Source organism: Epilithonimonas sp. UC225_85 (genome assembly GCF_042695135.1).
GTDB lineage: Bacteria > Bacteroidota > Bacteroidia > Flavobacteriales > Weeksellaceae > Epilithonimonas.
In genome coordinates this window covers 3,569,512-3,593,627 of sequence record NZ_CP170547.1, presented here as the reverse complement: position 1 = coordinate 3,593,627, position 24,116 = coordinate 3,569,512, and the positions used below count along the sequence as shown (strand labels likewise).

Below are 24,116 nucleotides of genomic sequence, written 5' to 3'. Positions count from 1 at the left end.
TCATATTAATTAATTTTAAAGATTTCAAAGGAAGTTCTATTTAATAACTCATTAATTATTAGAAAATTAAAATCTTTTTTACGGATAAATTTTTCAGGCGAAAAAATTTTGCTACCTTTGCACACCCGTAAGGGAAAATTATGTTTAATCGTAAACGATAAATTGTGAATACATTAAGTTACAAAACAGTATCGGCAAATAAGGCTACAGCAAATAAAGAATGGGTTGTTGTAGACGCTGCTGAGCAACCGTTGGGAAGATTAGCTTCTACCGTTGCAAAGATTTTGAGAGGTAAGCACAAAACGAATTTTACACCTCACGCAGATTGCGGAGACAATGTAATCGTTTTGAACGCTGGGAAAGTGACACTTTCCGGAAACAAGTGGGCAGATAAAACTTACATCTGGCATACAGGATATCCTGGTGGTCAGAAGTTTATGACTGCTGAGGAGCTTAAGAAAAAAGACGAACTGAAAGTTTTGGAAAGATCTATCAAAGGTATGCTTCCTAAAAACAGACTTGGTTCTGCTTTGTTCAAAAACCTTTATTTATATGAGGGAACAGAACACAAACATGAAGCGCAGCAGCCTAAAGTAATCAATGTTAACGAATTCAAATAATTAATATGTCTACAGTACACAAAATCGGAAGAAGAAAAACTTCTGTTGCAAGAGTTTTTGTTAAGCCAGGAACTGGCGTTATTAACATCAACGGTAAAGATGCTAAAACTTATTTCTGTACGGATGTTTTGGTTTATAAAGTGAATCAGCCATTTTTGTTGACAGAAACTGTTGATCAATATGATCTTAAAGTTAATGTTTTCGGAGGAGGGATTACTGGACAAGCTGAAGCTATCAGACTAGGGGTTTCTAGAGCATTATGCGCTATCAACGAAGAATTCCGTTTGCTTCTTAAGCCACACGGATTGCTTACAAGAGATGCGAGAATGGTTGAAAGAAAGAAATTCGGTCAGAAAAAAGCAAGAAAGAGATTCCAGTTCTCAAAACGTTAATCCAGACAAGAGACGGAGAGAAAAGAGATGGAAGATTATTAGTCTCATATCTCAAATCCTTAAGTCTTTTAATCTCACTTAAATATTGCCCGTTACGTTTAGCATCCAAACTTTACTCCCATCTAAAGTAAAGTTGATTGCAGAAAAGCGGAAAGTAAACTAACAAAAAACAAGAAAACATGGCAAAAGCAAATGTAAAAGACCTTTTAGAGGCTGGCGTACACTTCGGTCACATGACTAGAAAGTGGAACCCAAATATGGCTCCATACATTTTCATGGAGAAAAACGGTATTCACATCGTAGATTTACATAAAACAGCTGTTAAATTGGACGAGGCTTGTGTAGCTTTGGAAAAATTAACTTCTGCAGGTAAAAAAGTTCTTTTCGTAGCGACTAAAAAGCAAGCGAAAGAAGTAGTAGCAAAACACGCTGCTGAACTTAACATGCCTTATATTACAGAAAGATGGCCAGGTGGTATGCTTACAAACTTTGTAACGATCAGAAAAGCAGTTAAGAAAATGAACTCTATCGATAAAATGAAGAAAGACGGTACTTTCGAAACTTTATCTAAAAAAGAGAGATTACAAGTTGATCGTCAAAGAGCAAATCTTGAGAAAAACTTAGGTTCTATCTCAGACATGGTTCGTCTTCCTTCAGCTATTTTCGTAGTTGATATTATGAGAGAGCACATCGCAGTTACAGAAGCTAAAAAATTGGGTATCCCGGTTTTCGGTATCGTAGATACTAACTCAGATCCAAGAAAAGTGGATTTCGTAATCCCAGGAAATGATGATGCTTCTAAATCTATTGATATGTTGTTGAGCGTAGTTTCAGAATCTATCAAAGAAGGTTTATCTCAAAGAAAAGCAGACAAAGAAAAATCTAAAGAAGAAGGTGAAGTAGTAACTGCTGACAAAGACGCAGATTTCGACGCAGAATAATCAAAAGATTTTTTCTAAAAATAGAAAAGCGGCTTCAAATTTTGAAGCCGCTTTTTTTTGTGATAATATTTAACTATTAGTAATCTTTAGAAATATTTGGGCAGCTATTTGACTTCGTCGAAACCTATTTAATATATTTTTTATGGCAGCTTTTCCGCCTTCCGTTCCCGCTTTTTTTTGCCACAGCTTTCCCAATGCAAAAAAGAGCTCCACTCAAGTCGGGCTGCGTGCAATTCAACTTTCCTAATTGAAAACAAAAAAGCCCCACAATTTGTGAGACTTAATATTATATTTTAAAATTCAGAGTTTACCCTTTGAATTCTCCCATCGCAATGAATTTCTCCTGACGGTCATTCACCAATTTCTCTGGAGCTTGTTTAGATAATGTTTTAATATCTTTTAATAATACTTTCTTCACATTTTCATAAGTAGTTGCAGCGTCATAATGCGCACCTCCTAATGGCTCTGGAATGATACCGTCAATCAACTCTTGCTTCAGCATGTCGTCTGCCGTCAGTTTCATTGTTGCGGCCGCAGTTTCTTTATATTCCCAGCTTCTCCAAAGGATCGCTGAACAGTTTTCCGGAGAGATCACAGAGTACCAAGTATTTTCCATCATATAGACCTTGTTCCCAACACCAATTCCCAATGCGCCACCACTTGCACCTTCACCAATGATGATGGTAATAATTGGCACTTTAAGAGAGCACATTTCGAAGATGTTTCTGGCAATCGCTTCACCTTGTCCGCGCTCTTCAGCTTCCAGTCCCGGATAAGCCCCAGGCGTATCAACCAAAGTTACTACAGGAATATTGAATTTTTCAGCGAGTTTCATTAATCTAAGAGCCTTTCTGTAACCTTCAGGATTCGACATTCCGAAACGTCTGTGCTGGCGTTCTTTGGTAGTTCTTCCTTTTTGAGTTCCGATCAGCATTACAGTGTTTCCGCTGATGCTGGCAATTCCACCGATCATCGCAGGATCATCACCGAAATTTCTGTCACCGTGAAGTTCTACAAAACTCCCTTCGTCTGCCAAACCATTGATGTAATCTAAGGTGTAAGGTCTGTCCGGATGTCTTGATAGCTGAACTCTTTGCCAGGGCGTCAGATTTCCGTATATTTTTTTCTTAGTTTCTTCTATTTTTGTTTTGATCTTTTTGCAGGATTCATCTACATCAATGCCGCTTTCTGTACCCAGTTGCACACATTTTTCGTACTGATCTATCAATTCCTTTACAGGCTGTTCAAATTCTAAATATTCCATGCTTTGTTTGGATTAAACCCTCAAAAATAATGTTTTTTTTATAAATCGATTTTGAAAAAGACAATTAATTTTCTGCAATTGCTTTTTCTATTCTTTTCAAAGTTTCTTCTTTGCCAATAATGTTCATAATATCCGGAACCTCAGGACCTTTCAGTCCTCCAACTAATGCTAATCGAAGTGGCATCATTACTTTTCCCATTCCCAAAGAATGTTCTTCAGCAAAATGATGAATCGCTTCTTTCAAAGTTTCAGAATCAAATTCTGAAGTTTCCAATTTAGCAGCAAAGTCTTTCAAAATGGCGGAAGTTGTATCGTTCCAAGCTTTTTTCAATGCTTTTTCGTCATAAGAAGTTGGTGCTTCGAAGAAGAATTTTCCATCGTTGTAAATATCAATAACGAATGTTGCCCTTTCTTTCATTAATGAAACAATCTTCAAAAGTTTATCATCAGAAAAATTCAACGCTTTTACTTCATCAATTTCTTTCAATAAAACCAAAACTTCTTCGTCAGATTTCAGTTTCAAATATTCTTGGTTGAACCATTTTGCCTTTTGCGGATCAAATCTTGCGCCTGCTTTATGGACTTTATGAAGGTCAAATTCAGCAATCATCTCATCCATAGAAACGATTTCTCTGTCGTTTGCCGGAGTCCAACCTAATAATGCAGTCATATTGATGAAAGCTTCGGGGAAATAACCGGATTCTTTATAACCTTTCCATATCTCATCGCTTTCAGGATCTTTGAAGTTCATCGGAAAAACTGGAAATCCGAATTTTGCACCATCTCTTTTACTTAATTTTCCTTTACCTTCCGGTTTTAGAATTAATGATAAATGAGCAAATTCAGGAGTTTCCCAATCCATTGCTTCATATAATAAAACGTGCAAAGGCATACTTGGTAACCATTCTTCACCACGAATTACGTGAGAGATTTTCATTTCGAAATCATCTACTACGTTCGCAAAATGATAAGTCGGCATTCCGTCATTTTTGATCAGAACCTTATCATCCAAAGTATTTGTATTCACAGAAAAATTTCCTCTGATGATATCCTGAAGATTCAATATTCTGTCAACCGGCATTTTGAAACGAACCACATAAGGAATGTTTGCATCCAGCAATTTCTGGACTTCTTCCTGAGAAAGTGAAATACTGTTCTTTAATTGTTGTCTTGTCTGATAATTATAAGAAAATACGTCACCTTTAGCTTCAAATTCCTTACGGATTGCATCCAATTCTTCCGGTGTATCAAAAGCGAGATAAGCATAATCTGTTTTCAGGATCTGATCTTTATATCTGTCGTAGATGTCTCTTCTTTCCGATTGTCTGTAAGGAGCGTATGGTCCGCCAACTCTCGGGCTCTCGTCCGGGATAATTCCGCACCATTCCAGAGAATTCATGATGTAATCTTCTGCACCTTCAACATATCTTGCAGTATCGGTATCCTCAATCCTAAGCACAAATTCTCCGCCTTGATTCTTGGCAAAAAGGTAATCATACAAAGCCGTTCTCACGCCTCCGAGGTGTAAAGCGCCGGTTGGGCTGGGTGCAAATCGCACTCTTACTTTTTTCATATGTAAGTTTATATTTTTTTAATGGTCATATGCAATCGCTGTAATGCCTTGAATTCTTATTACTTTGGTTAACGGCGATTTCATATCAAATAATTATTTTAAAGCCAAGTTCATGACTGAAAAAATTGTGGTGCAAAATTAAGAAATTTAAAAGTGTTTATGGTGTTTAGTATATCATTTTATTCCTCTAAATCTTAAGTAAAATTTTATTGTGACGAGAAATAATGATGGATGTGTTTAAAAAATAAATTTAACTTTACACTACAACAAATAAACTTTGATGAAATGAAAAAAATATTTTTTTTTATAATGCTTTTTATAAGTCTGGGCTTGTTTTCTCAGAATTTTTATTCGGGTCAGGAGTTCTTCAAGAATAAAAAATATTATTCACCAAACAGATCCTACAATATGATTTTTCAGGATGATGGCAATCTTGTGATTTACAATACGAGAAGCAACTCTTCGGTTTGGGATTCTAAAACGGCTAATCTGGGAAACAAATCTCAGTTTCAGGCGGACGGTAATTTTGTGATTTACAATCGATCCGGCAAAGCTGTTTTTAGTAGCAATACTCAGAATAGAGGCGACGTGTTAAGATTACAGGACGACGGAAATCTTGTAATTTATAATAAAAATAATAGTCCTGTATGGTCTTCGATTGATAATAAAGTTAATAATGGCGGTAGTTGGAATCCAAAAAATAATAATATTAACAAGGGATATCGATTTGTAGTTAATGACAGAGTATATTCTCCCAATAGATCTTTTTATCTGATTTTTCAAAGAGATGGCAATCTGGTAGTTTATGATACAAATAATAATGTTCTTTGGGATGCTAAAACTGCAAATAGAGGCATCAGGGCTGAGTTTCAGAATGATGGCAATCTCGTGGTTTATGATCGAGGAAGTCAAGCGGTTTTCAGTTCAAGAACAGGAAGCAAAAACGGAACTACGCTTAAAATGCAAGATGACGGAAATCTTGTAATTTATGGATCTGGAGGCGAATCAATATGGGCTTCTAACAATAATAGATAAATTAACACGATTCTTGGAAAAGGTTATTTCAATTTAGGACGAAATTCGTATTTGGATAATCTTTTTCGAAATTGTATTTTTGCAGATTAAAATAAAAACTATGTTAGAAATAGGCGAAAGACCCTGGGGTAAATATTTTGTATTAGCAGATGAGCCCAACTATAAATTGAAAAGAATCGAAGTAAACCCCGGACAGAAATTATCCTACCAATTTCATTATAAAAGACAGGAACAATGGACAATCATTGAAGGAAATGCAACAATCGTGTTAGACGGGGAGGAGATCCCTTTAGCTTACGGACAAAGCATTTTCATTCCTCTTGGAGCAAAACACAGAATCATGAACCTTACCGACAAGCCGGTCATTTTCATAGAAGTGCAGACAGGAACTTACTTTGGTGAAGATGATATTGTGAGGTTGGAGGATGAATATGATAGAGAGTAATCCAAATGTATGAAATATCATTTTTAGTTGGATTAAAGAATAATCTAGAATATTCGAAGAAGTTTTATCAACATTTTCGTGATATCTATCCGGACGAACAACTGGTTTTCGTCAGCTTTGGAAGTTCTGACGGAACCCACGAATGGCTTGAATCTTTAATTGATAAAAATGTTCGGTTATTCTATGAACCCAATTCTAAAACACTTTCAGACACTTATAATAAAGCAATAGAAATCTCTACCAAAAACCATGTCTGTTTTCTTCATAATGATATGGTTTTGGGTAAAAACTTTGTAAAAGAAATTCAAAAAGCTTTGCAAATAAATCCTTTGATTTATTATAAAACAGTAGAGCCTCCAATTTTTGAAGATGATAACCGGCTGTGGAAAGAGATTCAGGATTTTGGAAATGATTTTGATGATTTCAAATACAATGATTTTTTTAAATTTGAAGAGCTCAACAAAAATAAAGAAAATCTATTTGTAGAAAACTCGAGTTTTTTTCTTGCTGCTGAAAAGGCTTTATTGACGAACATCAATGGATTGGATCCCCTTTTTAATCCGATGTTTTGTGAAGATGATGATTTGATTTTACGATTAAAACTTTCGGGACAAAAACCGCTTTTGTCTTTATCCGCAATTGTTTATCATTTTGTGAGCAAAACATCCAGGTTTTCTGAAGAATATCAAAATATCAGTAAAAAACTGGAAGAAAACTCTCACCGTAATTTTTATAGAAAATGGGGTTTTAGGAATGATTCCCTTCATCGAAATAAAAGAACTTACGGACTTATCCTGGAAAATAGTACAGAAGATTCCCTGAAGCTATTAGAACCTTTCGTTTCTCATATTTATACCAATGATGAAGTGATAAAATATGTTGAAAAAGAACAGGAAAAAACGGCTGTTGATTTAACTGAGAAATTTCGTAAAACATCAGACCCAATTGCGGATGATGTTGTCCTTAAATTTGATGCAGATAAAATCTCAGAAAAAAACATCAATATTTTTAGGAATTTAAATGATATTATCATTGCCAGAAAAACGAATAAACGGAAATACAAGTTTCTGGATTTTATTTTTCCTGTGTCTTCAAATAACTTTAAAGTAAGAGATGTCCATTTTAAAATTCTAAAAGAAAACCTTCTTGAAAAACAATTAATTGTAAGAAAAAATGTTTAATTTCCTAATAAGTATATCATACGGAATTACCGTAAACAACGAGACGAAAGAAATTAAAAAACTTTTGGATACATTAATTCCGCTGATTGACAGGAATGATGAAATCATCGTTTTACAAGATATTACAAACGAGAATTTCGAAGTTACAGCGATCTTAGAATCTTACGGAAAAAAAATTAAAAGGATCAAATCCTCTTTGAACGGAGATTTTGCCACTTTTAAAAATAATCTCATTAAAGAATCTACAAAAAAATATCTTTTCCAAATAGATGCAGATGAATATCCCGCTGATAATCTTATCAAAACTCTTAAACGATATCTCTTTAAAGAAAGGAAAATAGAATGTTTTTTTGTGCCCAGAATTAATATTGTAGAAGGCATCACAGAAGAGTATATCCAGAAAATGAATTGGAGGATAAATGAGGAAGGCTACATCAATTTTCCCGACTATCAGCCAAGGATTATAAAGAATAACAAAAAAATATTCTGGAAAAATAAAGTCCACGAATTTTTTTATGGTTATAAAAAATTCAGAGATATGCCGCAAGACTATGATCGTTGTCTGATTCATCAGAAAAGCTTTGATAAACAGAAAAAACAAAACGATTTCTACGAAACGTTAGATTAATCTTCCCAAAAGTATTTCCTGCTTTTACCGGTTAACTTATTTTGAAAATTTTTGAATTTTAATTTCCATTGAACTGGTTTTAAGCTTCTTACCTTATTCAACTTTTCGTTTAGTAATTTGATCTCAAATTTTAAAAGAGATTCTTCGTTGGAGCTTTTAGTCGTTAGATTTGGGATGATTTCTTTGTTGATTAGATCTAATCTCTGCTTTATTTTCTCTCCCATTAGTTCCGGGGACAGAAATTTTTTAACATCATTTTGGCCTTGCAAAGCAATATGAGCAGCAATTTCTTCTTTGTTGTAAACTAAGGACATTTGCTCTGCTGCATGCTGGATATCAGCATCTGCCCAGATATCTTTTTCCGTACTGAAGTAATACTGATCTCCGGTTTTCACCAGTTTATATTTCACAGGAAAAGAATTATTGATATTCATAAATTCGTTGTTGGCAGAATATGCAGTTGCAATCACTGGTTTCCCCAGATACATAGCTTCTGCCATTGTCAACCCAAATCCTTCTGAACGATGTAATGATACAAAACAGTCACAGCAGTTCATTAAACCATATAGCTTATCACGTTCTAATATTTCTTCAATAACGATGATGCTTTTATTATCTCCAATTCTGTCTGTCAGAAGTTTTTTATCATTGGGAAACTCTTTGCTGATAGAGGTTTTTATTAGCAACAAAACATCTGGATTATTCTTTCCAAAGGACTTTTCATAAGCATCAATTGTTGCAATAGGATTTTTTCTTTTGATCGAACTGTAATAGTCGAACATGGTCATGAAAATGAACTTATCCTCTGGCAGATCAAAATCTTTTCTTCCGTAAGATATATTTTCAATCTCTATAGAATGCATTATTTTGATAACGGGAATTGGTGAAATTTTAGAAATGGCTTCAGCGCAAAAATTACTCGGAACCCAGATTTCATTAAACAAACTAAAAAAAACTTTTGATTCTTCAGGAAAATTTTCCAGTTCCCAGGCCCAAAAAGCAATATTGTATTTTCCGGAAAAATAACTTTTATCAGAGTTATCCATAAGGCTGAAAAGCTTATCGATATTAATCTGAATCAGATTGACATTATAAGGATTTCTAGTAGATATTTCTTCTGAGTTCTCTTTGCTGTCCGTTATATATTTTGATATGTCTGCATTAAAATCATTGATTACAAAAGGAACGTCGGTTGTTTTTAGAGCTCTTATATTGGCCCTTGCACCTTCGCCTAATCCAAATTGTTTATTTATAAATCCTAAAATATTTATCCCGTAATTTACATCAGTCTCACCCATCAAATCTTTTTTAAAACTATCTTTGTTGTTTGTAAAGGCAAAATTAATTAAATAATATGAATCCTCTGTTCCTAAAAAAATACTTCTATAAATATACTGATAAAAAAAAGTATCTTGAGGCTAAAGAACTGAAGAGCCATCTGGATAAACGTAAAAAACTGACAAATGATTTTATTGAAAAATTGTCATCTATCCAGACTTATTTATCTGAAGAGAAGGAGATTAATTTTATGCATTCTGGTCATATTGGAGATATTATATATGCCTTGCCTGTTATTAAGAAAATAAGTGAAACGCATACCTGCAACTTATATATAAACTGTAATCAGCAAATTACTCAAAAAGCTTATAAACATATTGCCGGATCTGTATATATCAATGATAAACTATATGCTAAACTACATCCGTTATTGACAAGTGTAGATTACCTGAATAGAGTCGAGAAGTTCAATAATCAGAAGATTCACATAAATTTGGATCTGTTTCGGGAATTTCCCTTTGACTTGAATTTTATAACCGTAAGATGGTATTCTCATCTAACAGGCGTTTTCCCGGATTTTTCTTTACCAAGTCTATCGGTAGAACCTCACCCTATTATTAAAGATAAAGTTATCATTATTAGAAGTTTCAGAGTAAGAAATTCTTTTGTTGATTATTCTTTTTTGAGAAAGTATGATGATTTGTTATTTGTTGGTTTACCCGATGAATATGAGGATTTGAAAAAAGATATTCCGAATTTGGAATACTATGAGGTAAAGGATTTTCTTGAGCTTGCACAGATTATAAAGGCTTCCAGATTTTATTTAGGAAATCAATCCTTTGGTTTTGCATTAGCCGAGATCCTGAAAGTTCCGAGATTGTTAGAAGCTTACTCAGATTTCCCTGTTGTTCATCCAATTGGTGAAAATGCTGCCGACTTTTATTTCCAGGAGCATTTTGAAATGCTGTTTGAAAAATTTTATAATTTATAGCCTGAATACGGTATTCACCCAGCTATCCAGCGTATACTTATTATAGATCTCTTTCGGTATTTTTTGATAAGATGTTTCAAAAAAGTCTTTTTTAAGATTATTACAATCATCATTCAAAACCCAAATGTTATTTGCGTTATAGAAATCATAATCCCTTATTTTTTCATTATCGGTAATTAGCTTTTTTTCCAAAGCCATCGCCTCAAAAATCCTAAAACTTAATCCAGACTGATTATCTCTTACAAGATCCAAAATAACCTTGGAATTGCGGTAATAATGCGGTATGTCCTGATGATCTATTCTTTTTATCTGATATTGTATGGAGGATTTGTCCTCCGTAAATTTAGTTAGCTTTTTGATCCATGTTTTTTTTCCTACAACGATGAACTGATAGCTCTTTTGTAATCTGTCCAATGCCGAAGCAATCCTGTTCATTGTAGTAATTCTTTTATCAAAAGATGCTAAATAACAGACATCAAATGCAGGATTCTGCAATTCTTGATCTTCGTGATCCAGATAGATGTAATTGTTGACTTCCTTAAAATTATAGTTCTTGATATCATCTTTATCAAATGAATAGATGTCATCAAAAACACCATCTATAAGATGATCTATGGGATGTCTTGCCAAACTGTCATAGAGATAGGCGATATACCTTTTCGTAAATCTTTTGATTTTTAAATGATATTCCCTGTCAATTAATTCAGGATTGATTACCAAAATCTGATCCTGAAATCCTTTTTCTTTTAATTGATTTAGAATAAATTTTTGACGAAGTTCTAATTTAGGATTTTTGCCCAGGAAAATTTTTGACAAAGTATTTTGAAAGCGTGATAATCTGCTGGAATGTTGATACTTACCAATGTTTATATGATAAGCATCAATCCCTTTTTTTTGTAAAGCATCTACAATATGAGCATCATATTGCCAATGATCAAAGCTAATTAAACAAATTTTCATTTTCTATTTTCTCTCTTTAGGCTTGCGTAAGTTTCCCAAACGCTTAGAGCCTGCAATTTATTTAAAATAAAACCAAATTTACCATCCAAAAATCCCAATCTCAAAACGTAGCCTTTAAAAAATCTAAATCCTGTTTTTGAGTATTGGACCAGAATATTATATTTTTTTCCTTTTTGTGCCAGTTCCTGTCCTTTCAAATCTCCATAATGGATCATTTTCCTGCGGTATGAATCTTCATCAGAAACAGAAAAATGAAGAAGTTTATTTTTAAGTTCTCCAATTTCTCCATTGACATTCAGCGTTTCGTGTACTTTTTTTTCTGCAATATATCTTGCTTTTGATTTTCGGAAAAGTCTGAAATTTTTATCAGTCTGTGTCCCAGAATAATTAATTGGTGTTCCCGCAAAAAAGAATTTTCTGTAAAAATAATAAGCATCTTTTTTATCAGACGTATTAAGTTCATTAATTATTTCGTCACGCAATTGAGGTGTGATTCTTTCATCACCATCCAAAAATAGTACCCAATCATTTTTTGCAGCATCCAGAGCAAGATTCCTTTGTTTTGTAAAATCTTCAAACTTATTCTGAATAATTTTTACTTTCGGAAATGTACCTGCAATTTCTAAAGTTTTATCTGTACTGAAAGAATCTATAACAACAACTTCATCGCAGAAATCAAAACACCCGAGCACTTCCCGAATGTTTTTCTCTTCATTAAAAGTTATTATTAGTCCGCTTACTTTTTCTTTCAGTTCCTGCATTTTATTTTTCAAATTCTAAAACTGTCTTCTCAATAATTTTCACACAATCCAAGAGTTGGTTTTCTGTAATCACCAAAGGTGGTGCCAGTCTGATGATATTGCCGTGTGTTGGTTTTGCAAGAAGTCCATTTTCTTTCAGCTTTAAACAGAGATTCCAAGCTGTTTTACTATCAGGAGAATCATTGATTAGAATGGCGTTTAGCAAACCTTTGCCTCTGACTTTCGTGATGAGATCTGTTTTCTCAATCAGCTTTTCGATTTCAGAACGAAACAGTTTTCCTAATTCTTCGGATCTTTCCGACAAGTTTTCATCGGCAACAACATCCAGAGCCGCAATGGCAACAGCGCACGCAATCGGGTTTCCACCAAAAGTAGAACCGTGTTGTCCTGGTTTGATGACATTCATGATTTCGTCATTCGCCAAAACAGCGGACACAGGATACATCCCTCCGGAAAGTGCTTTTCCTAAAATCAAAATATCCGGCTGGACATCTTCGTGATGACAGGCAATCAATCTTCCGGTTCTTGCCACTCCTGTTTGCACTTCATCGGCAATGAAAAGGACATTGTATTTTTTACAAAGTTCAGAAGCGTTTTTTAAATAATTTTCGTCTGGAACGTAAACACCGGCTTCACCTTGGATTGGCTCAACCAAAAATGCTGCAATATTCTCAGCATCATTTTTCAGAATTTCCTCCAAAGCATTTAAATCGTTATAAGGAATTTTGATAAATCCTGGCGTGAATGGCCCATAATTTTGATTTGCATCCGGATCATTTGAGAAAGAAACGATTGTTGTCGTTCTTCCGTGGAAGTTGTTTTCGCAAACGATTATTTTGGCTGCGTTTTCGGCAATTCCTTTGACTTCATAGCTCCATTTTCTGGCTAATTTTACAGCCGTTTCCACAGCTTCTGCTCCGGAATTCATTGGAAGAACTTTATCAAACCCGAAAAGTGTTGTAATCTTTTTTTCGTATTCGCCCAAATTGGAATTGTAAAATGCTCTTGAAGTCAAAGCCAATTTTTTAGCTTGATTTACTAATGCTTCTACAATTTTTGGATGAGAATGTCCTTGATTGACAGCAGAATAAGCGGAAAGAAAATCGTAATATTTTTCACCTTCAACATCCCAGACAAAAACGCCTTCACCTTTGTCCAAAACCACAGGAAGCGGATGGTAATTGTGTGCGCCATATTGATTTTCGAGGTCGATAAAATATTGAGAATTCTTTTCCTGAACTGCTGTTGACATAAAGTTTTATTTTTAACAAAAATAATAAATTTGATTGCAATGAGAGCTAATAAAAATGCCTAACTTTTAAAGTCAGGCACATTATATATTTATTAATGATATCTTTCTTAGATATGGTTATCAAAACTTCTGTCCATCACAAAATCTTCCATAAACTTGGTTGTGTAATTTCCTGCAAGGAAATCCTCGTTTTGTAATAATTGTCTGTGGAAAGGAATCGTAGTTTTCACACCTTCGATATAAAATTCTTCCAAAGCACGTCTCATTTTTGCAATCGCTTCATCTCTGGTCTGAGCTGTAACAATCAATTTTGCAATCATAGAATCGTAGTTGGATGGAATTGTATAACCGGAATAAACGTGGGTATCAACTCTTACACCATGTCCGCCAGGAATATTAAGTTCTGTAATTTTCCCAGGAGACGGACGGAAATCTGCGTAAGGATCTTCCGCATTGATTCTGCACTCGATAGAATGCATTTTCGGATAATAATTTTTCCCGCTGATTGGCGTTCCTGCAGCCAAAAGAATCTGCTCACGAATTAAGTCAAAATCAACAACTTGTTCCGTAATCGGATGTTCCACCTGGATTCTCGTATTCATTTCCATGAAATAGAAATTCCTGTGTTTGTCCACCAAAAACTCGATGGTTCCAACGCCTTCGTAAGAAATATATTCTGCCGCTTTTACAGCCGCAGCGCCCATTCTTTCTCGAAGGTCATCTGTCATAAAAGGAGAAGGTGTTTCCTCAATCAGTTTTTGATTTCTTCTTTGGATAGAACAGTCTCTTTCGGAAAGGTGGCAAGCTTTGCCAAATTGATCTCCGGCAACCTGAATCTCGATATGTCTTGGCTCTTCGATCAGTTTTTCCATGTACATTCCGCCATTTCCAAAAGCTGCAACGGCTTCCTGGATTGCAGAATCCCAATGTTCTTTCAGGTCTTCTTCTTTCCAAACTGCTCTCATTCCTTTTCCACCACCACCGGCAGTAGCTTTTATCATTACAGGATAACCGGTTTCTTTAGCTGTTTTTTTAGCATCTTCATAAGAATCGATCAAACCTTCAGAACCTGGAACACAAGGTATTCCAGCTGCTTTCATAGTCGCTTTAGCCGTAGCTTTGTCTCCCATTTTTTCGATTTGTTCCGGCGTAGCTCCAATGAATTTGATGTCGTTCTTAGCACAGATTCTAGAGAAGTTGGCGTTCTCAGAAAGGAAACCGTAACCTGGATGGATGGCGTCTGCATTGGTGATCTCTGCAGCAGCGATGATATTTGGGATTTTAAGATAAGAGTCTTTACTCATTGGCGGACCAATACAAACAGCTTCATCTGCAAAACGCACGTGAAGGCTGTCTTTGTCAGCAGTCGAATAAACAGCCACTGTTTTGATTCCCATTTCCTTAGCCGTACGCAAAATTCGCATTGCGATCTCGCCGCGGTTTGCGATCAATATTTTTTTGAACATCTTTTTATAATTAAAAGTTAAGAATTAAGAATTAAGATAAAGTGTATTTAATATCACTTATCAATCATCATCTATCAATTATATTAAGAAGGATCTACTAAAAATAATGGCTGATCATATTCTACAGGAGAAGCGTCTTCTACCAAAATTTTCACAATTTTTCCGCTAACTTCTGATTCTATCTGGTTGAAAAGCTTCATTGCTTCGATTACGCAAACTACCTTTCCTTCTGTTACAGAATCGCCTACATTTGCGAAAACCTCTTTATCCGGAGATGGTTTTCTATAGAAAGTTCCGATCATTGGAGATTTGATGGTAATATATTTGCTGTCATCGGCAGCGTTTGCTGCTTCAGAAGTGTCATTAGAAGCAGAAACTGGATTTGCAGCCGGTGCAGAAAAAGGAGTCTGATAAGAAACTTGTGGTGTTACATAGCTTACAGGCTCGCCTCCAAGTGGTGTTTTGATGTAAATTTCGAAGTCTTTATTTTTATATTTCACTTCGGAAACTCCTGCTTTTGCTACAAATCTTACAAGATTCTGAATGTCTTTTATATCCATAAAATTTTAAATGTTTTGAACGCCAAATATAATAAAAAACCACCCAAATTAATAAAATCCGAGTGGTTTTTTATGCTAAGTATAAGATTATCAAAGATAATTCTTAGTTTTCTTCTATAGTTTCTACAGTTTTCTCTACTACAACTTTTCCTCTGTAATAAAGTTTTCCTTCGTGCCAGTGCGCTCTGTGGTATAAGTGCATTTCGCCAGACGTTGCGTCTTTAGCCAATTGAGGAACTACAGCTTTGTAGTGAGTTCTTCTTTTATCTCTTCTTGTAGACGACTGTCTTCTTTTAGGATGTGCCATTGTTAATACTTTTTAAAAATTCTTACGAATTATATTGTTATTTCTTAATTGTTGTCTTTTAATTTCTTCAAAGCTTCCCATCTCGGGTCGATTTGTTCCTCTTCTTCTTCAACTATTTTTGGACTGTATTTGTCTAAAAGATTCTGATATTCTTCATTGTCTTTTACAGAAGGTGATACTTTTTTCATCGGTATTGATAAAACCACCGTCTCGTAGATAAGATTCGCAATGTTGAAATCGCTGTCTTTTCTGTTGATGGTAATCACATCTTCGTTGCTGTCATCGTATTCTTCTCCAAATTTTACAAGAACTTTCAAATCATTTTCTATGTTTTCGGAAAATTCATCATTGCTAATGTCGCAAATCAATTGAACGGTTCCTGAAACTTCGAAGATGAATTCCAAAAATGTCGTGTGCTTGTCCAAAAGAACATTTACACTGATTTCTGGGTTGAAAAACTCCTGTTCAGTCTCAAATAAATCAAAGAACTCCTGATTGATCTCAAAATTGAAATCGTGCTTTCCAGCTTTTAAGCCTACAAAAGCAATGTCGTAGTTTCTAAATCTGTCCATAAAAATGGTTTGCAAAAATAATTTAATTTTTTCAAATAACAAAATATTTTTTGGAAATACTTGAATTGCAAAAAATTAGTCTTCCAAAAACTTATTTTAATGTTTCAATTTTGAAGAAAGTTTTAGCTTTCTTTTGGTAAATCCTCGTCTGGTCCGCTGTGTGCGTGTGTCGCTTTCGGACGGAGACGGTGCGCTCTCAATTCCTGATATTCGTCTCTGCTTTTAAAAATATCGATGGCTGTGAAAATCGCTTCTGAAAAAGATGTTTCGTCTGCAATATTTTTCCCCGCAATATCATACGCAACACCGTGATCCGGTGAAGTTCTGATAAAAGGTAAGCCAGCGGTATAATTCACGCCTTCTTCATAAGCGATTGTTTTGAACGGTGCCAGACCTTGGTCGTGGTACATTGCTAAAACGGCATCGAACGCTTTATATTTTTCCGGTTGGAAAAAACTGTCCGCTGGATAGGGACCGAAAGCCATAATGCCTTCATTAAACAAATCCTGAATCGCAGGCTGGATAATTTCGATTTCTTCTTTGCCGATAACGCCACCGTCGCCAGCGTGAGGGTTGAGTCCGAGAACGGCGATTTTTGGTTTTTCTACGCAGAAATCTTCTTTCAAAGTCGCAACCAATTGCTTGATTTGCTTTTTTAAATTTTCTTTGGTGATATTATTTGCAATCTCAGCAACTGGAATGTGATGCGTGGAAACTGCTACTTTCAAAGCTTCTGTTACCATAAACATTACAGCTTTTTTGCCTGCTTTCTCTTCGAAATAACCGGTGTGGCCAGCGTGAGCGAAACCATATTTCATCATTTCATCTTTGTTGATTGGCGCAGTTACCAGAACATCAATGTCTTTGTTTAATAGAGCTTCTGTCGCAGCATTCAGTGAGTCGATGGCCATTTTTGTGGATTCTTCCGTCGGGACACCAAATTCTATATTGCTGTTTTCCTTAGTCAGATTCACCATATTGATTTTGCCGGACTGAGCTTCTTTCGCTTCGTTGATGTAATTGAAGTTGGTCTGAAGTTTAAAAACATTTTTCTGATAAGTGAAAAGTTTTCCTGAACCAAAGATGACGGGCGTAAAAAAGTCTGTGATGGATTTATCTTTCAGAGATTTGAGGATGATTTCCGGACCGATTCCGTTGAAATCGCCGATTGAAATTCCTACTCTGATTTTATGGTGTTTGGAGCTCATTTGTTTATCTTTGACATTTATAAAGAATTTACAAAATTACAATTTTTTAGGTAGTTTTTCTTATGAAACGGATGCTAATTTAAATGGGAAAAGTTTCTACGGATGATAAAGCCCATAGCCCCGATTGCAACGGCATCCTTTTTCGCTTGGACTTTGAGAACCTCAGTCTGACAAAACGTGATGCGAAAAAGATATAGTGGAAAGCGGGATTAGCTCCTAAGAAATTTAAAATACAAAACGAGAATGTTTACAGGAATTATTGAAGCTACCGGAAAAGTAGAAAAAATTGACAGAAACGAAAGTAATATAGATTTTACGCTGAGTGGACCTTTCACTCAGGAACTGAAAATCGACCAAAGTCTGGCTCACAACGGCTGTTGTCTGACGGTGGTTGAGATTACTGAGAATACTTATAAAGTGACGGCGATAAACGAAACGCTGGAGAAAACGAATCTTAATTTTTGGAATGTGGGGACGGAAGTCAATTTGGAACGTTGTTTGCGATTCGAAGGAAGACTGGACGGACACATCGTGCAGGGTCATGTGGACAAAACAGGAACGGTGGAAAGCATCGAAAATCAGGATGGAAGTTATTTCATTACTATTAATTATGATGAATCTGCAGAATATACAACTGTTCCGCAAGGCTCGATTACGGTGAATGGAATCAGTTTGACGGTTGCGGAAAGCGGAGACGGGAAGTTTTCTGTGGCAATCATTCCTTACACCTGGGAGTTTACCAATATGAAAAACCTGCAGAAAGGCGATGTTGTGAATCTGGAATTTGATATTATCGGAAAGTACGTTGCCAAACTATTGAAATCGCCAATGGCAAATTTGATTCAGAAATATCAATAGAATAGGCGATTGCATATCTCCTAAAAGAAAATAAAAACTTGATATGAAAAAACAAAATGCCATTAAGTGATTATAAAGGTTACCGATTAAGAAACAGGGTTTTCGTCGGCTTTCTTACTATTTGTATCTTGAGTGTTGTCACTTCGGCGGCTTTGTCTTTCGTAATCCTTCGGGACAATGCCAAGATGCAGAGCAAGACCGATATGCAGAACAAATCACAGGCGCTGATGGCATCATTGGATTATGCGCTCAGCCATTCTCAGGTCCGGACTTATGATATTCCCAGAGTTTTAGAGAATGAGATTTATGAAATTGCGGATGTTAATAAGCACGATATTATCATTTATGATCTGAACGGAAATTATCTTTTATCCAACAAAGACCCAAATCTTGTTGAGCAGAAAAAAATGCCATCCAATGTTTTAAAAGAAATAAAAAAAAATGGAAAGCAGTACGATGATAAATCTTATGATGAGAAACTTGGAGCGAGCATAGTCTCCTCTTATATGGTTCTGAAAAATAATATGCTGGAGGATATTGCCTACATTTATTTCCCCTATTACCATAATGAGAGTGCTTATATGGAGGTTTTTAAGCATTATTTTGCCTATATTATTGGGGTTAATATTCTAATTATTCTTTTCAGTATCTGGCTTAGCTGGATTATTTCAAACAATCTTACCGAAGCGATTATCAGATTCACATCTATGATTAGCAAGATCAATTTGTTTGATAAAAACCTTCAGCCAATCAAATATTATAAGAATGATGAGTTGAATGCGCTTGTAAAAGCATACAATAAGATGATCGCAGAAATTGCAGATCAGCGCGAACGATTAAGTTACATCGAGAAACAATCTGCCTGGCAGGAAATGGCAAAACAAGTAGCGCACGAAGTCAAAAATCCGTTGACGCCAATGAAGCTGATGATGCAGAATTTTGAAAGAAAATTCGATCCGAATGATCCGAATATTACGAATAAAGTAAAAAACCTAAGTGAAATAGTGATCGGTCAAATTGAGGTGATCAGTAGAGTGGCGAGTGCGTTTTCTCAGTTTGCACAGTTGCCGGAAAAAAATGATGAAGAGATTTCTCTTAATAAAGAAGTGAAAAATGCGCTCACGATTTTCAGTGATGAAAATATTTTTGTCCACGCCAATCACGATGACATCCGGATGAAAATTGATAAAGATTATCTTACCAGAATCATTACAAATCTTGTTACCAACGCAAGTCAGGCAAAATCTGATGATAGAAAATCCGTTATCAATGTTGACCTCGAGAAAATCGAAAAGCGAATTAAAATCACCGTTCAGGATAATGGTGTGGGAATTTCAACGGATAAACTCGATAGGATTTTTGACCCGAATTTCACGTCCAAAAACAGCGGAATGGGAATAGGACTCACGATGGTAAAACGAATGGTGGAAGATTACAACGGCACAATCACCGTAGTTTCCGAAGTCGACAAAGGTGCAACGTTCTCCATTTCTATGCCTTCCAATTTATAATTAATGAGGCCTTTCCGATTTCAAAAATTTGATATTCAACAAAATGCTGATGTTTTCCGAGTTGGGACAGATGCGGTTTTGCTCGGTGCTTTGGCTAATGTTTCTGAAGCAAAAAATGTTTTAGAAGTTGGAACCGGAACCGGAATTATTTCATTAATGATAGCTCAAAGAAATCCAGAAGCGAAGATTTTAGCCATTGATATTAATGTTGAGGCTGTCAATATTTCTCAAACCAATTTTTCGAATTCTCCTTATTCGGATAGAGTCAAAAGTCAACTTCAGGATTTTAAAAATTTTGAAACTGAAGAAAAATTTGATTTAATCATTTCAAATCCGCCTTATTTTGAAATTAATTCTTCCGAAAAAGACATTCTTGCAAGACAGAAACTTGAATTGAATTTCGGTGATTTAATCCAAAAATCAAGTCAATTGCTTTCCGAAAATGGACTTTTCGCAGTCATTATTCCAGTTGATTCTGAAAAGGAATTTACTCAGATTTGCTCAGAAAACAACTTATTCCTTCAGAGAAAAGTCAGCATTAAAGGCATTAAAACCTCAGTACCGAAACGTGTAGTTTTAGAATATGCATTCAAAGAATCAGAAATTAAAGCAGAAAACTTCGTCATAGAAAAAGCACCAAGAGTTTATTCTGAGGAATATCTGGCACTGACAAAAGACTTCCATCAATTCACAAAAAAACCTCTCTGAAATTTTCAGAAAGGTTCTATATTTTAAAAACATTAGAATTAAAATCTAACATCTAAACTCTAACTTCTATCTTTTACTCAAAAAGTTCTGCCGTATCCAAAACAGAAACCTGTCCATTCTCACAACGGATTGCTTCACCAGGATAATTCTGAATCATATGATAATCGTGTGTTGCCATCACCACTGCGCAATGGTTTTCTTCCGCAAGATTCTTTAGAAGCGTCATAATGTCGTTTGAAGTTTCAGGGTCAAGATTTCCAGTAGGCTCATCAGCAAGGATTAATTCTGGATGATTAAGGAGCGCTCTTGCAATTGCAGCACGCTGTTGTTCACCACCGGAAAGTTGATGCGGCATTTTGTGCTTTTTGGTTTTCATTCCAACGCTGGACAAAACTTCATCAATCCTCGCTTCCATTTTCAATTTGTCTTTCCAGCCAGTCGCTTGCAAAACAAAAAGAAGATTTTTCTCAATATTTCTGTCCGGCAAAAGCTGAAAATCCTGGAAAACAATTCCTAATTTTCTTCTCAGGTTCGGAACTTCGGATTGCTTCAATTTCTTCAGATCGAAACCGGCAACCTGTCCGTTTCCGCCTTGCAAAGGCAATTGTCCGTAAAGAACTTTCAAAAGAGAACTCTTTCCGGAACCCGTTTTCCCGATGAGGTAGCAGAATTTCCCTTTCTTGATATGAAGGTCAACATCATTCAGGACTGTGAAGTTTTTCTGAACAATCTTAGCGTTGCTCAAATCAATAATGTCTACTCCCGGGTCGTTTCTATGCGGCATAATTTCAAGTTGAAGGTTGTGAAAATCAAAAATAGCAAAAACTTATTTTCCTGCTTTCAATTTTGGGAAATTTTAACAACAAAAAATGTCTGAAACATGTTCAGACATTTTTTGTATATGATAATTTAAAGAAAATTATCTCTTAGCTCTCTGTGAACTAACAGTTAAACTCTTTCTGCCTTTCGCTCTTCTAGCTGCCAACACTCTTCTTCCGTTTGGTGTAGACATTCTTTCACGGAAACCGTGTTTGTTTCTTCTTTTTCTCTCAGATGGTTGGAATGTTCTTTTACTCATCACTAATATATTTAGTTCGTAATTACTATTAAATTTTCAGATTGCAAATATACAGCTTTTATTTTGCTCCACAAGTATTTGAAAACTTTTTTATAATAATTTTCAACAAGTTAAAATTTGACAGATTTCAATTTACAAGAATGATGATTTGGGCAGCTTTATCCGCCTGTAGTTTATCCTGAGCGGAGTCGAAGGGTTCCCGCTTTTTTTGCCAAGTCTTTTCCCATCCAAAAAAGAGCTCCACTCAAGTCGGGCTGCAGATTCCAGCATAAAACAACATTCATCATTGAAACACTGTTTTGTCATTCCGTAGGAATCTCGGCTGTTGAGATTCTTTCAGAATGACAAAATTACGTATTAATAATTTCTAATCTTTAAATTTGCCTCAATCAAAAAAAGACGATGATAACATCAAAAGAAAATTCCGAACATTATATCTGGGGAAACAATTGTGACAGCTGGATTTTACTGAATTCAGAAAACCTTTCTGTCAAACAAGAAATGATGCCTCCAAAAACAAAAGAAGAGCTTCATTTTCATAAAAATGCGCAACAATTTTTCTTTATTTTGAAAGGAAAAGCAACGTTTCATAGAGATGATAATGTTTTTGAAGTCTCAGAAAATTCAGGATTTCATATTTTACCAAACCAAATTCATTTGATAGAAAATAACACAGAAAGAGACTTGGAATTTTTGGTCATATCCAATCCTTCCACAAATAATGATAGATTTGCAATAGAAAAATAAAAGATGAAATCTCTATACAATCTTTTTGTCCGCCTTATGATTTTCGGAATGAAGGTATTTTCTTTCTTCGATTCCAAAACAAAAAAAGGAATCCGAGGCAGAAAACAGTCTTTGGAAATCGTCAGAAATGCTTTTTCTACGGAAGATAAAGTCTTGTGGATGCACGCTTCCAGCTTAGGCGAGTATGAGCAAGGGTTACCCGTTTTGGAAAAACTCAAAGAACAATTTTCCGATTATAAAATTTTAATCACATTTTTTTCGCCGTCCGGTTATGAAAATGTAAAGAAGAAAAAACATATGGCAGACGCAATTTGTTACTTGCCTTTCGATAAAAAGAAAGACATTCAGGAATTTGTTTCCATTTTTGACTGTAAGATTTTCTTCACCGTAAAATACGATTATTGGTACAATCTGTTAAGCGAACTGAAAAACCGCGGAACAAAGATTTATGTGATTTCCGCATTGTTTTACGAACATCAGATTTTCTTCGAGAATTACGGAAAATGGTTTGCAAAACAACTGAAAAATAACATTGATTGGTTTTTTCATCAAACCATCAAATCTTCCGCTTTGGCAAAAAATATAGGCTTGGTAAATTCCTCAGTTTCCGGCGATACGAGATTCGACCGCGTGAAACAATTTTTGGACAGAGACAATCATCTGGATTTTATAGATGAATTCAAAGGAAATCAGAAACTGATTGTTTTCGGAAGTTCTTGGCAAACCGAGGAAGATATCGCCCAACTCTTAGTCAAAAAACTGCCCGAAACCAAATTTGTCATCGCACCGCACGATTTACATCGCGTTCCACATTTGTTGAAATTATTCCCAAATGCCCTTTTGTACAGTACTTTAAAAGATTTTCAGCCTGCAAGTGAGAATCATCAGGTTTTGATTATAGATAGTATTGGTAAGCTTTCCAAATTATATTCTTACGCTGATTTGGCGGTTGTTGGCGGCGGTTTTCATTCTGCGGGATTGCATAATATTTTGGAAGCAGCGGTTTACTCCGTTCCTGTGATTTTCGGAAATCAATACAGGAAAAATCCGGAAGCTGATAATTTGATTAAAGCAAAGGGCGGAAAAAGTTTTGAGGACTTTGTGACCGCAGCAGCTTTCATTGAAGAAATGATGAAAAAAGATTTGACCACCGAAGAAGGCGAAGTTTCTTACTTGAAAGAAATGGCGAAAAATGCCGGTGATTTTGTAGAATCTCAGCCTGATTCTACGGAAATTATTTTGAGGAAAATCTTAAGTTTATGAAAATGAAACTTTCTCTTTTATTATTTTTAATTTCAGTGTTGAGTTTTTCTCAGGACAAAAAAACTATTAAAAATTTTGTTGAAAGTTTTGTTGAATATAGAATTAAAGATGGTGAATTCATTAGAAAAACAACTGATATATTAGCTGTTGGGATGATGAATGATGAAGGTTTTAAGAATTGTAAATTATTATCAATTCATTTTACTTCTGCAGATTTACTTAGTGGATATCCTTATAAAAATGTCTTTAAAGTAAAAGATTTCAAGACAATAGTTTATGAGAATGAATTTGCTGAAAAGTTCAATGGAATATTTAAAAAGACGCCATACGAAGTTCTTAATCTTGCAAAGTATGATTATAACTACGATCCTATAATGTGGAATTTTGTATTCAATAATAAAAGCGAAATCGAAATTATTTATGGATTCCAAGGCGATTTTGCATTATTAGATTTCTTGAAAACAAAAGGCTTCAAATTTTCCAAAGACTTTAAAGAAAATATGGATATTGATTAAAT

Annotated in this window: 27 protein-coding genes; 14 read left to right on the top strand and 13 right to left on the bottom strand. The window is 35.1% G+C overall.

What is annotated here, in order from left to right:
• Positions 1–164 precede the first annotated feature (164 nt).
• The 3 genes from rplM (at position 165) to rpsB (ending at position 1,953) form a co-directional block, all read left to right on the top strand.
• Complete coding sequence (rplM, locus tag ACFJGY_RS16400) at positions 165–620, top strand: 50S ribosomal protein L13 (protein ID WP_379966156.1); 456 nt, start codon at positions 165–167, stop codon at positions 618–620.
• Between the two features lie 5 nt (positions 621–625).
• Positions 626–1,012 (top strand): 30S ribosomal protein S9, encoded by a 387-nt coding sequence (rpsI, locus tag ACFJGY_RS16395; protein WP_379966153.1) that lies wholly within the window; start codon positions 626–628, stop codon positions 1,010–1,012.
• 179 nt (positions 1,013–1,191) lie between these two features.
• The gene (gene rpsB, locus ACFJGY_RS16390; protein ID WP_379966150.1) at positions 1,192–1,953 is read left to right on the top strand and encodes a 30S ribosomal protein S2; all 762 of its coding nucleotides are present in this window, start codon (positions 1,192–1,194) and stop codon (positions 1,951–1,953) included.
• A 307-nt stretch (positions 1,954–2,260) separates the two neighbouring features.
• On the opposite strand, the gene ACFJGY_RS16385 is transcribed toward rpsB, so the two are convergent.
• Together ACFJGY_RS16385 and gltX are read right to left on the bottom strand one after the other, a co-directional pair.
• On the bottom strand, positions 2,261–3,217 hold the full coding sequence (locus tag ACFJGY_RS16385; RefSeq protein WP_379966147.1) for an acetyl-CoA carboxylase carboxyltransferase subunit alpha: 957 nt from the start codon (positions 3,215–3,217) through the stop codon (positions 2,261–2,263).
• 64 nt (positions 3,218–3,281) lie between these two features.
• Positions 3,282–4,790: a glutamate--tRNA ligase gene (gene gltX / locus ACFJGY_RS16380; RefSeq protein ID WP_379966144.1), complete on the bottom strand. Its 1,509-nt coding sequence runs from the start codon at positions 4,788–4,790 to the stop codon at positions 3,282–3,284.
• 285 nt (positions 4,791–5,075) lie between these two features.
• On the opposite strand from gltX, the gene ACFJGY_RS16375 reads away from it, so the two are divergent.
• The 4 genes from ACFJGY_RS16375 (at position 5,076) to ACFJGY_RS16360 (ending at position 8,079) form a co-directional block, all read left to right on the top strand.
• Positions 5,076–5,825, top strand: coding sequence for a hypothetical protein (locus ACFJGY_RS16375; RefSeq protein WP_379966141.1), 750 nt, complete (start codon positions 5,076–5,078; stop codon positions 5,823–5,825).
• Positions 5,826–5,925: 100 nt separating this feature from the next.
• Entirely contained in the window at positions 5,926–6,270 is a 345-nt protein-coding gene (locus ACFJGY_RS16370; RefSeq protein WP_379966138.1) for a phosphomannose isomerase type II C-terminal cupin domain, read from the top strand.
• A 5-nt stretch (positions 6,271–6,275) separates the two neighbouring features.
• The gene (locus tag ACFJGY_RS16365; protein ID WP_379966135.1) at positions 6,276–7,451 is read left to right on the top strand and encodes a glycosyltransferase family 2 protein; all 1,176 of its coding nucleotides are present in this window, start codon (positions 6,276–6,278) and stop codon (positions 7,449–7,451) included.
• Entirely contained in the window at positions 7,444–8,079 is a 636-nt protein-coding gene (locus ACFJGY_RS16360) for a glycosyltransferase (protein WP_379966132.1), read from the top strand. The genes ACFJGY_RS16365 and ACFJGY_RS16360 overlap by 8 nt, the downstream gene beginning before the upstream one ends.
• On the opposite strand, the gene ACFJGY_RS16355 is transcribed toward ACFJGY_RS16360, so the two are convergent.
• Positions 8,076–9,377, bottom strand: coding sequence for a glycosyltransferase (locus ACFJGY_RS16355; RefSeq protein WP_379966129.1), 1,302 nt, complete (start codon positions 9,375–9,377; stop codon positions 8,076–8,078). The two genes, ACFJGY_RS16360 and ACFJGY_RS16355, sit on opposite strands and share 4 nt — an antisense overlap.
• Positions 9,378–9,433: 56 nt before the next feature.
• On the opposite strand from ACFJGY_RS16355, the gene ACFJGY_RS16350 reads away from it, so the two are divergent.
• Positions 9,434–10,348: a hypothetical protein gene (locus tag ACFJGY_RS16350; protein ID WP_379966126.1), complete on the top strand. Its 915-nt coding sequence runs from the start codon at positions 9,434–9,436 to the stop codon at positions 10,346–10,348.
• On the opposite strand, the gene ACFJGY_RS16345 is transcribed toward ACFJGY_RS16350, so the two are convergent.
• The 8 genes from ACFJGY_RS16345 to pdxA form a co-directional block, all read right to left on the bottom strand.
• Positions 10,343–11,308: a hypothetical protein gene (locus ACFJGY_RS16345; protein ID WP_379966123.1), complete on the bottom strand. Its 966-nt coding sequence runs from the start codon at positions 11,306–11,308 to the stop codon at positions 10,343–10,345. The genes ACFJGY_RS16350 and ACFJGY_RS16345 overlap by 6 nt on opposite strands.
• A complete protein-coding gene (locus tag ACFJGY_RS16340) occupies positions 11,305–12,069 on the bottom strand; it encodes a glycosyltransferase family 2 protein (RefSeq protein ID WP_379966120.1) in 765 nt (254 codons plus the stop codon). The genes ACFJGY_RS16345 and ACFJGY_RS16340 overlap by 4 nt, the downstream gene beginning before the upstream one ends.
• A 1-nt stretch (position 12,070) precedes the next feature.
• Positions 12,071–13,321, bottom strand: a complete 1,251-nt coding sequence (gene rocD / locus ACFJGY_RS16335) for an ornithine--oxo-acid transaminase (RefSeq protein ID WP_379966117.1) — start codon at positions 13,319–13,321, stop codon at positions 12,071–12,073.
• A 107-nt stretch (positions 13,322–13,428) separates the two neighbouring features.
• Complete coding sequence (accC, locus tag ACFJGY_RS16330; RefSeq protein ID WP_379966114.1) at positions 13,429–14,787, bottom strand: acetyl-CoA carboxylase biotin carboxylase subunit; 1,359 nt, start codon at positions 14,785–14,787, stop codon at positions 13,429–13,431.
• Positions 14,788–14,870: 83 nt separating this feature from the next.
• Positions 14,871–15,347: an acetyl-CoA carboxylase biotin carboxyl carrier protein gene (gene accB, locus ACFJGY_RS16325; protein WP_379966111.1), complete on the bottom strand. Its 477-nt coding sequence runs from the start codon at positions 15,345–15,347 to the stop codon at positions 14,871–14,873.
• 103 nt (positions 15,348–15,450) lie between these two features.
• Positions 15,451–15,654: a 50S ribosomal protein L32 gene (gene rpmF, locus ACFJGY_RS16320; protein WP_028121219.1), complete on the bottom strand. Its 204-nt coding sequence runs from the start codon at positions 15,652–15,654 to the stop codon at positions 15,451–15,453.
• A 44-nt stretch (positions 15,655–15,698) separates the two neighbouring features.
• Positions 15,699–16,226, bottom strand: coding sequence for a YceD family protein (locus ACFJGY_RS16315; protein ID WP_379966107.1), 528 nt, complete (start codon positions 16,224–16,226; stop codon positions 15,699–15,701).
• 122 nt (positions 16,227–16,348) lie between these two features.
• Positions 16,349–17,434, bottom strand: coding sequence for a 4-hydroxythreonine-4-phosphate dehydrogenase PdxA (pdxA, locus tag ACFJGY_RS16310; protein WP_379966104.1), 1,086 nt, complete (start codon positions 17,432–17,434; stop codon positions 16,349–16,351).
• Positions 17,435–17,677: 243 nt separating this feature from the next.
• Here pdxA and ACFJGY_RS16305 point away from each other — a divergent pair, with 243 nt between their 5' ends.
• The 3 genes from ACFJGY_RS16305 to ACFJGY_RS16295 are packed head-to-tail and all read left to right on the top strand — an operon-like array spanning position 17,678 to position 20,511.
• Positions 17,678–18,292, top strand: a complete 615-nt coding sequence (locus ACFJGY_RS16305) for a riboflavin synthase (RefSeq protein ID WP_379966101.1) — start codon at positions 17,678–17,680, stop codon at positions 18,290–18,292.
• A gap of 56 nt (positions 18,293–18,348) precedes the next feature.
• On the top strand, positions 18,349–19,803 hold the full coding sequence (locus ACFJGY_RS16300) for a sensor histidine kinase (protein ID WP_379966098.1): 1,455 nt from the start codon (positions 18,349–18,351) through the stop codon (positions 19,801–19,803).
• Between the two features lie 3 nt (positions 19,804–19,806).
• Entirely contained in the window at positions 19,807–20,511 is a 705-nt protein-coding gene (locus tag ACFJGY_RS16295) for a tRNA1(Val) (adenine(37)-N6)-methyltransferase (protein ID WP_379966095.1), read from the top strand.
• Between the two features lie 73 nt (positions 20,512–20,584).
• On the opposite strand, the gene ACFJGY_RS16290 is transcribed toward ACFJGY_RS16295, so the two are convergent.
• Both ACFJGY_RS16290 and rpmH read right to left on the bottom strand, forming a co-directional pair.
• The gene (locus ACFJGY_RS16290; protein WP_379966092.1) at positions 20,585–21,295 is read right to left on the bottom strand and encodes a cell division ATP-binding protein FtsE; all 711 of its coding nucleotides are present in this window, start codon (positions 21,293–21,295) and stop codon (positions 20,585–20,587) included.
• A gap of 135 nt (positions 21,296–21,430) precedes the next feature.
• Positions 21,431–21,589 carry a 50S ribosomal protein L34 gene (gene rpmH, locus ACFJGY_RS16285; protein ID WP_379966089.1) on the bottom strand — a complete coding sequence of 53 codons (159 nt, stop codon included), beginning with the start codon at positions 21,587–21,589 and terminating at the stop codon, positions 21,431–21,433.
• A gap of 402 nt (positions 21,590–21,991) precedes the next feature.
• Between rpmH and ACFJGY_RS16280 the strand changes: the two genes are divergently transcribed.
• The 3 genes from ACFJGY_RS16280 to ACFJGY_RS16270 are packed head-to-tail and all read left to right on the top strand — an operon-like array spanning position 21,992 to position 24,114.
• Complete coding sequence (locus tag ACFJGY_RS16280; protein ID WP_379966086.1) at positions 21,992–22,336, top strand: cupin domain-containing protein; 345 nt, start codon at positions 21,992–21,994, stop codon at positions 22,334–22,336.
• A gap of 3 nt (positions 22,337–22,339) precedes the next feature.
• Positions 22,340–23,599: a 3-deoxy-D-manno-octulosonic acid transferase gene (locus ACFJGY_RS16275; protein WP_379966083.1), complete on the top strand. Its 1,260-nt coding sequence runs from the start codon at positions 22,340–22,342 to the stop codon at positions 23,597–23,599.
• Positions 23,596–24,114: a hypothetical protein gene (locus tag ACFJGY_RS16270; protein ID WP_379966080.1), complete on the top strand. Its 519-nt coding sequence runs from the start codon at positions 23,596–23,598 to the stop codon at positions 24,112–24,114. Before ACFJGY_RS16275 ends, ACFJGY_RS16270 begins: the two co-directional genes overlap by 4 nt.
• The last annotated feature ends 2 nt before the right edge of the window (positions 24,115–24,116 follow it).

What these genes read in the sequence shown, in the direction of transcription:
- rpsI (WP_379966153.1), top strand. Translation starts at nt 626, where the DNA reads ATGTCTACAGTACACAAAATCGGAAGAAGAAAAACTTCTGTTGCAAGA.
- rpsB (WP_379966150.1), top strand. Translation starts at nt 1,192, where the DNA reads ATGGCAAAAGCAAATGTAAAAGACCTTTTAGAGGCTGGCGTACACTTC.
- ACFJGY_RS16385 (WP_379966147.1), bottom strand. Translation starts at nt 3,217, where the DNA reads ATGGAATATTTAGAATTTGAACAGCCTGTAAAGGAATTGATAGATCAG.
- gltX (WP_379966144.1), bottom strand. Translation starts at nt 4,790, where the DNA reads ATGAAAAAAGTAAGAGTGCGATTTGCACCCAGCCCAACCGGCGCTTTA.
- ACFJGY_RS16375 (WP_379966141.1), top strand. Translation starts at nt 5,076, where the DNA reads ATGAAAAAAATATTTTTTTTTATAATGCTTTTTATAAGTCTGGGCTTG.
- ACFJGY_RS16370 (WP_379966138.1), top strand. Translation starts at nt 5,926, where the DNA reads ATGTTAGAAATAGGCGAAAGACCCTGGGGTAAATATTTTGTATTAGCA.
- ACFJGY_RS16365 (WP_379966135.1), top strand. Translation starts at nt 6,276, where the DNA reads ATGTATGAAATATCATTTTTAGTTGGATTAAAGAATAATCTAGAATAT.
- ACFJGY_RS16360 (WP_379966132.1), top strand. Translation starts at nt 7,444, where the DNA reads ATGTTTAATTTCCTAATAAGTATATCATACGGAATTACCGTAAACAAC.
- ACFJGY_RS16355 (WP_379966129.1), bottom strand. Translation starts at nt 9,377, where the DNA reads ATGGGTGAGACTGATGTAAATTACGGGATAAATATTTTAGGATTTATA.
- ACFJGY_RS16350 (WP_379966126.1), top strand. Translation starts at nt 9,434, where the DNA reads ATGAATCCTCTGTTCCTAAAAAAATACTTCTATAAATATACTGATAAA.
- ACFJGY_RS16345 (WP_379966123.1), bottom strand. Translation starts at nt 11,308, where the DNA reads ATGAAAATTTGTTTAATTAGCTTTGATCATTGGCAATATGATGCTCAT.
- ACFJGY_RS16340 (WP_379966120.1), bottom strand. Translation starts at nt 12,069, where the DNA reads ATGCAGGAACTGAAAGAAAAAGTAAGCGGACTAATAATAACTTTTAAT.
- rocD (WP_379966117.1), bottom strand. Translation starts at nt 13,321, where the DNA reads ATGTCAACAGCAGTTCAGGAAAAGAATTCTCAATATTTTATCGACCTC.
- accC (WP_379966114.1), bottom strand. Translation starts at nt 14,787, where the DNA reads ATGTTCAAAAAAATATTGATCGCAAACCGCGGCGAGATCGCAATGCGA.
- accB (WP_379966111.1), bottom strand. Translation starts at nt 15,347, where the DNA reads ATGGATATAAAAGACATTCAGAATCTTGTAAGATTTGTAGCAAAAGCA.
- rpmF (WP_028121219.1), bottom strand. Translation starts at nt 15,654, where the DNA reads ATGGCACATCCTAAAAGAAGACAGTCGTCTACAAGAAGAGATAAAAGA.
- ACFJGY_RS16315 (WP_379966107.1), bottom strand. Translation starts at nt 16,226, where the DNA reads ATGGACAGATTTAGAAACTACGACATTGCTTTTGTAGGCTTAAAAGCT.
- pdxA (WP_379966104.1), bottom strand. Translation starts at nt 17,434, where the DNA reads ATGAGCTCCAAACACCATAAAATCAGAGTAGGAATTTCAATCGGCGAT.
- ACFJGY_RS16305 (WP_379966101.1), top strand. Translation starts at nt 17,678, where the DNA reads ATGTTTACAGGAATTATTGAAGCTACCGGAAAAGTAGAAAAAATTGAC.
- ACFJGY_RS16300 (WP_379966098.1), top strand. Translation starts at nt 18,349, where the DNA reads ATGCCATTAAGTGATTATAAAGGTTACCGATTAAGAAACAGGGTTTTC.
- ACFJGY_RS16295 (WP_379966095.1), top strand. Translation starts at nt 19,807, where the DNA reads ATGAGGCCTTTCCGATTTCAAAAATTTGATATTCAACAAAATGCTGAT.
- ACFJGY_RS16290 (WP_379966092.1), bottom strand. Translation starts at nt 21,295, where the DNA reads ATGCCGCATAGAAACGACCCGGGAGTAGACATTATTGATTTGAGCAAC.
- rpmH (WP_379966089.1), bottom strand. Translation starts at nt 21,589, where the DNA reads ATGAGTAAAAGAACATTCCAACCATCTGAGAGAAAAAGAAGAAACAAA.
- ACFJGY_RS16280 (WP_379966086.1), top strand. Translation starts at nt 21,992, where the DNA reads ATGATAACATCAAAAGAAAATTCCGAACATTATATCTGGGGAAACAAT.
- ACFJGY_RS16275 (WP_379966083.1), top strand. Translation starts at nt 22,340, where the DNA reads ATGAAATCTCTATACAATCTTTTTGTCCGCCTTATGATTTTCGGAATG.
- ACFJGY_RS16270 (WP_379966080.1), top strand. Translation starts at nt 23,596, where the DNA reads ATGAAAATGAAACTTTCTCTTTTATTATTTTTAATTTCAGTGTTGAGT.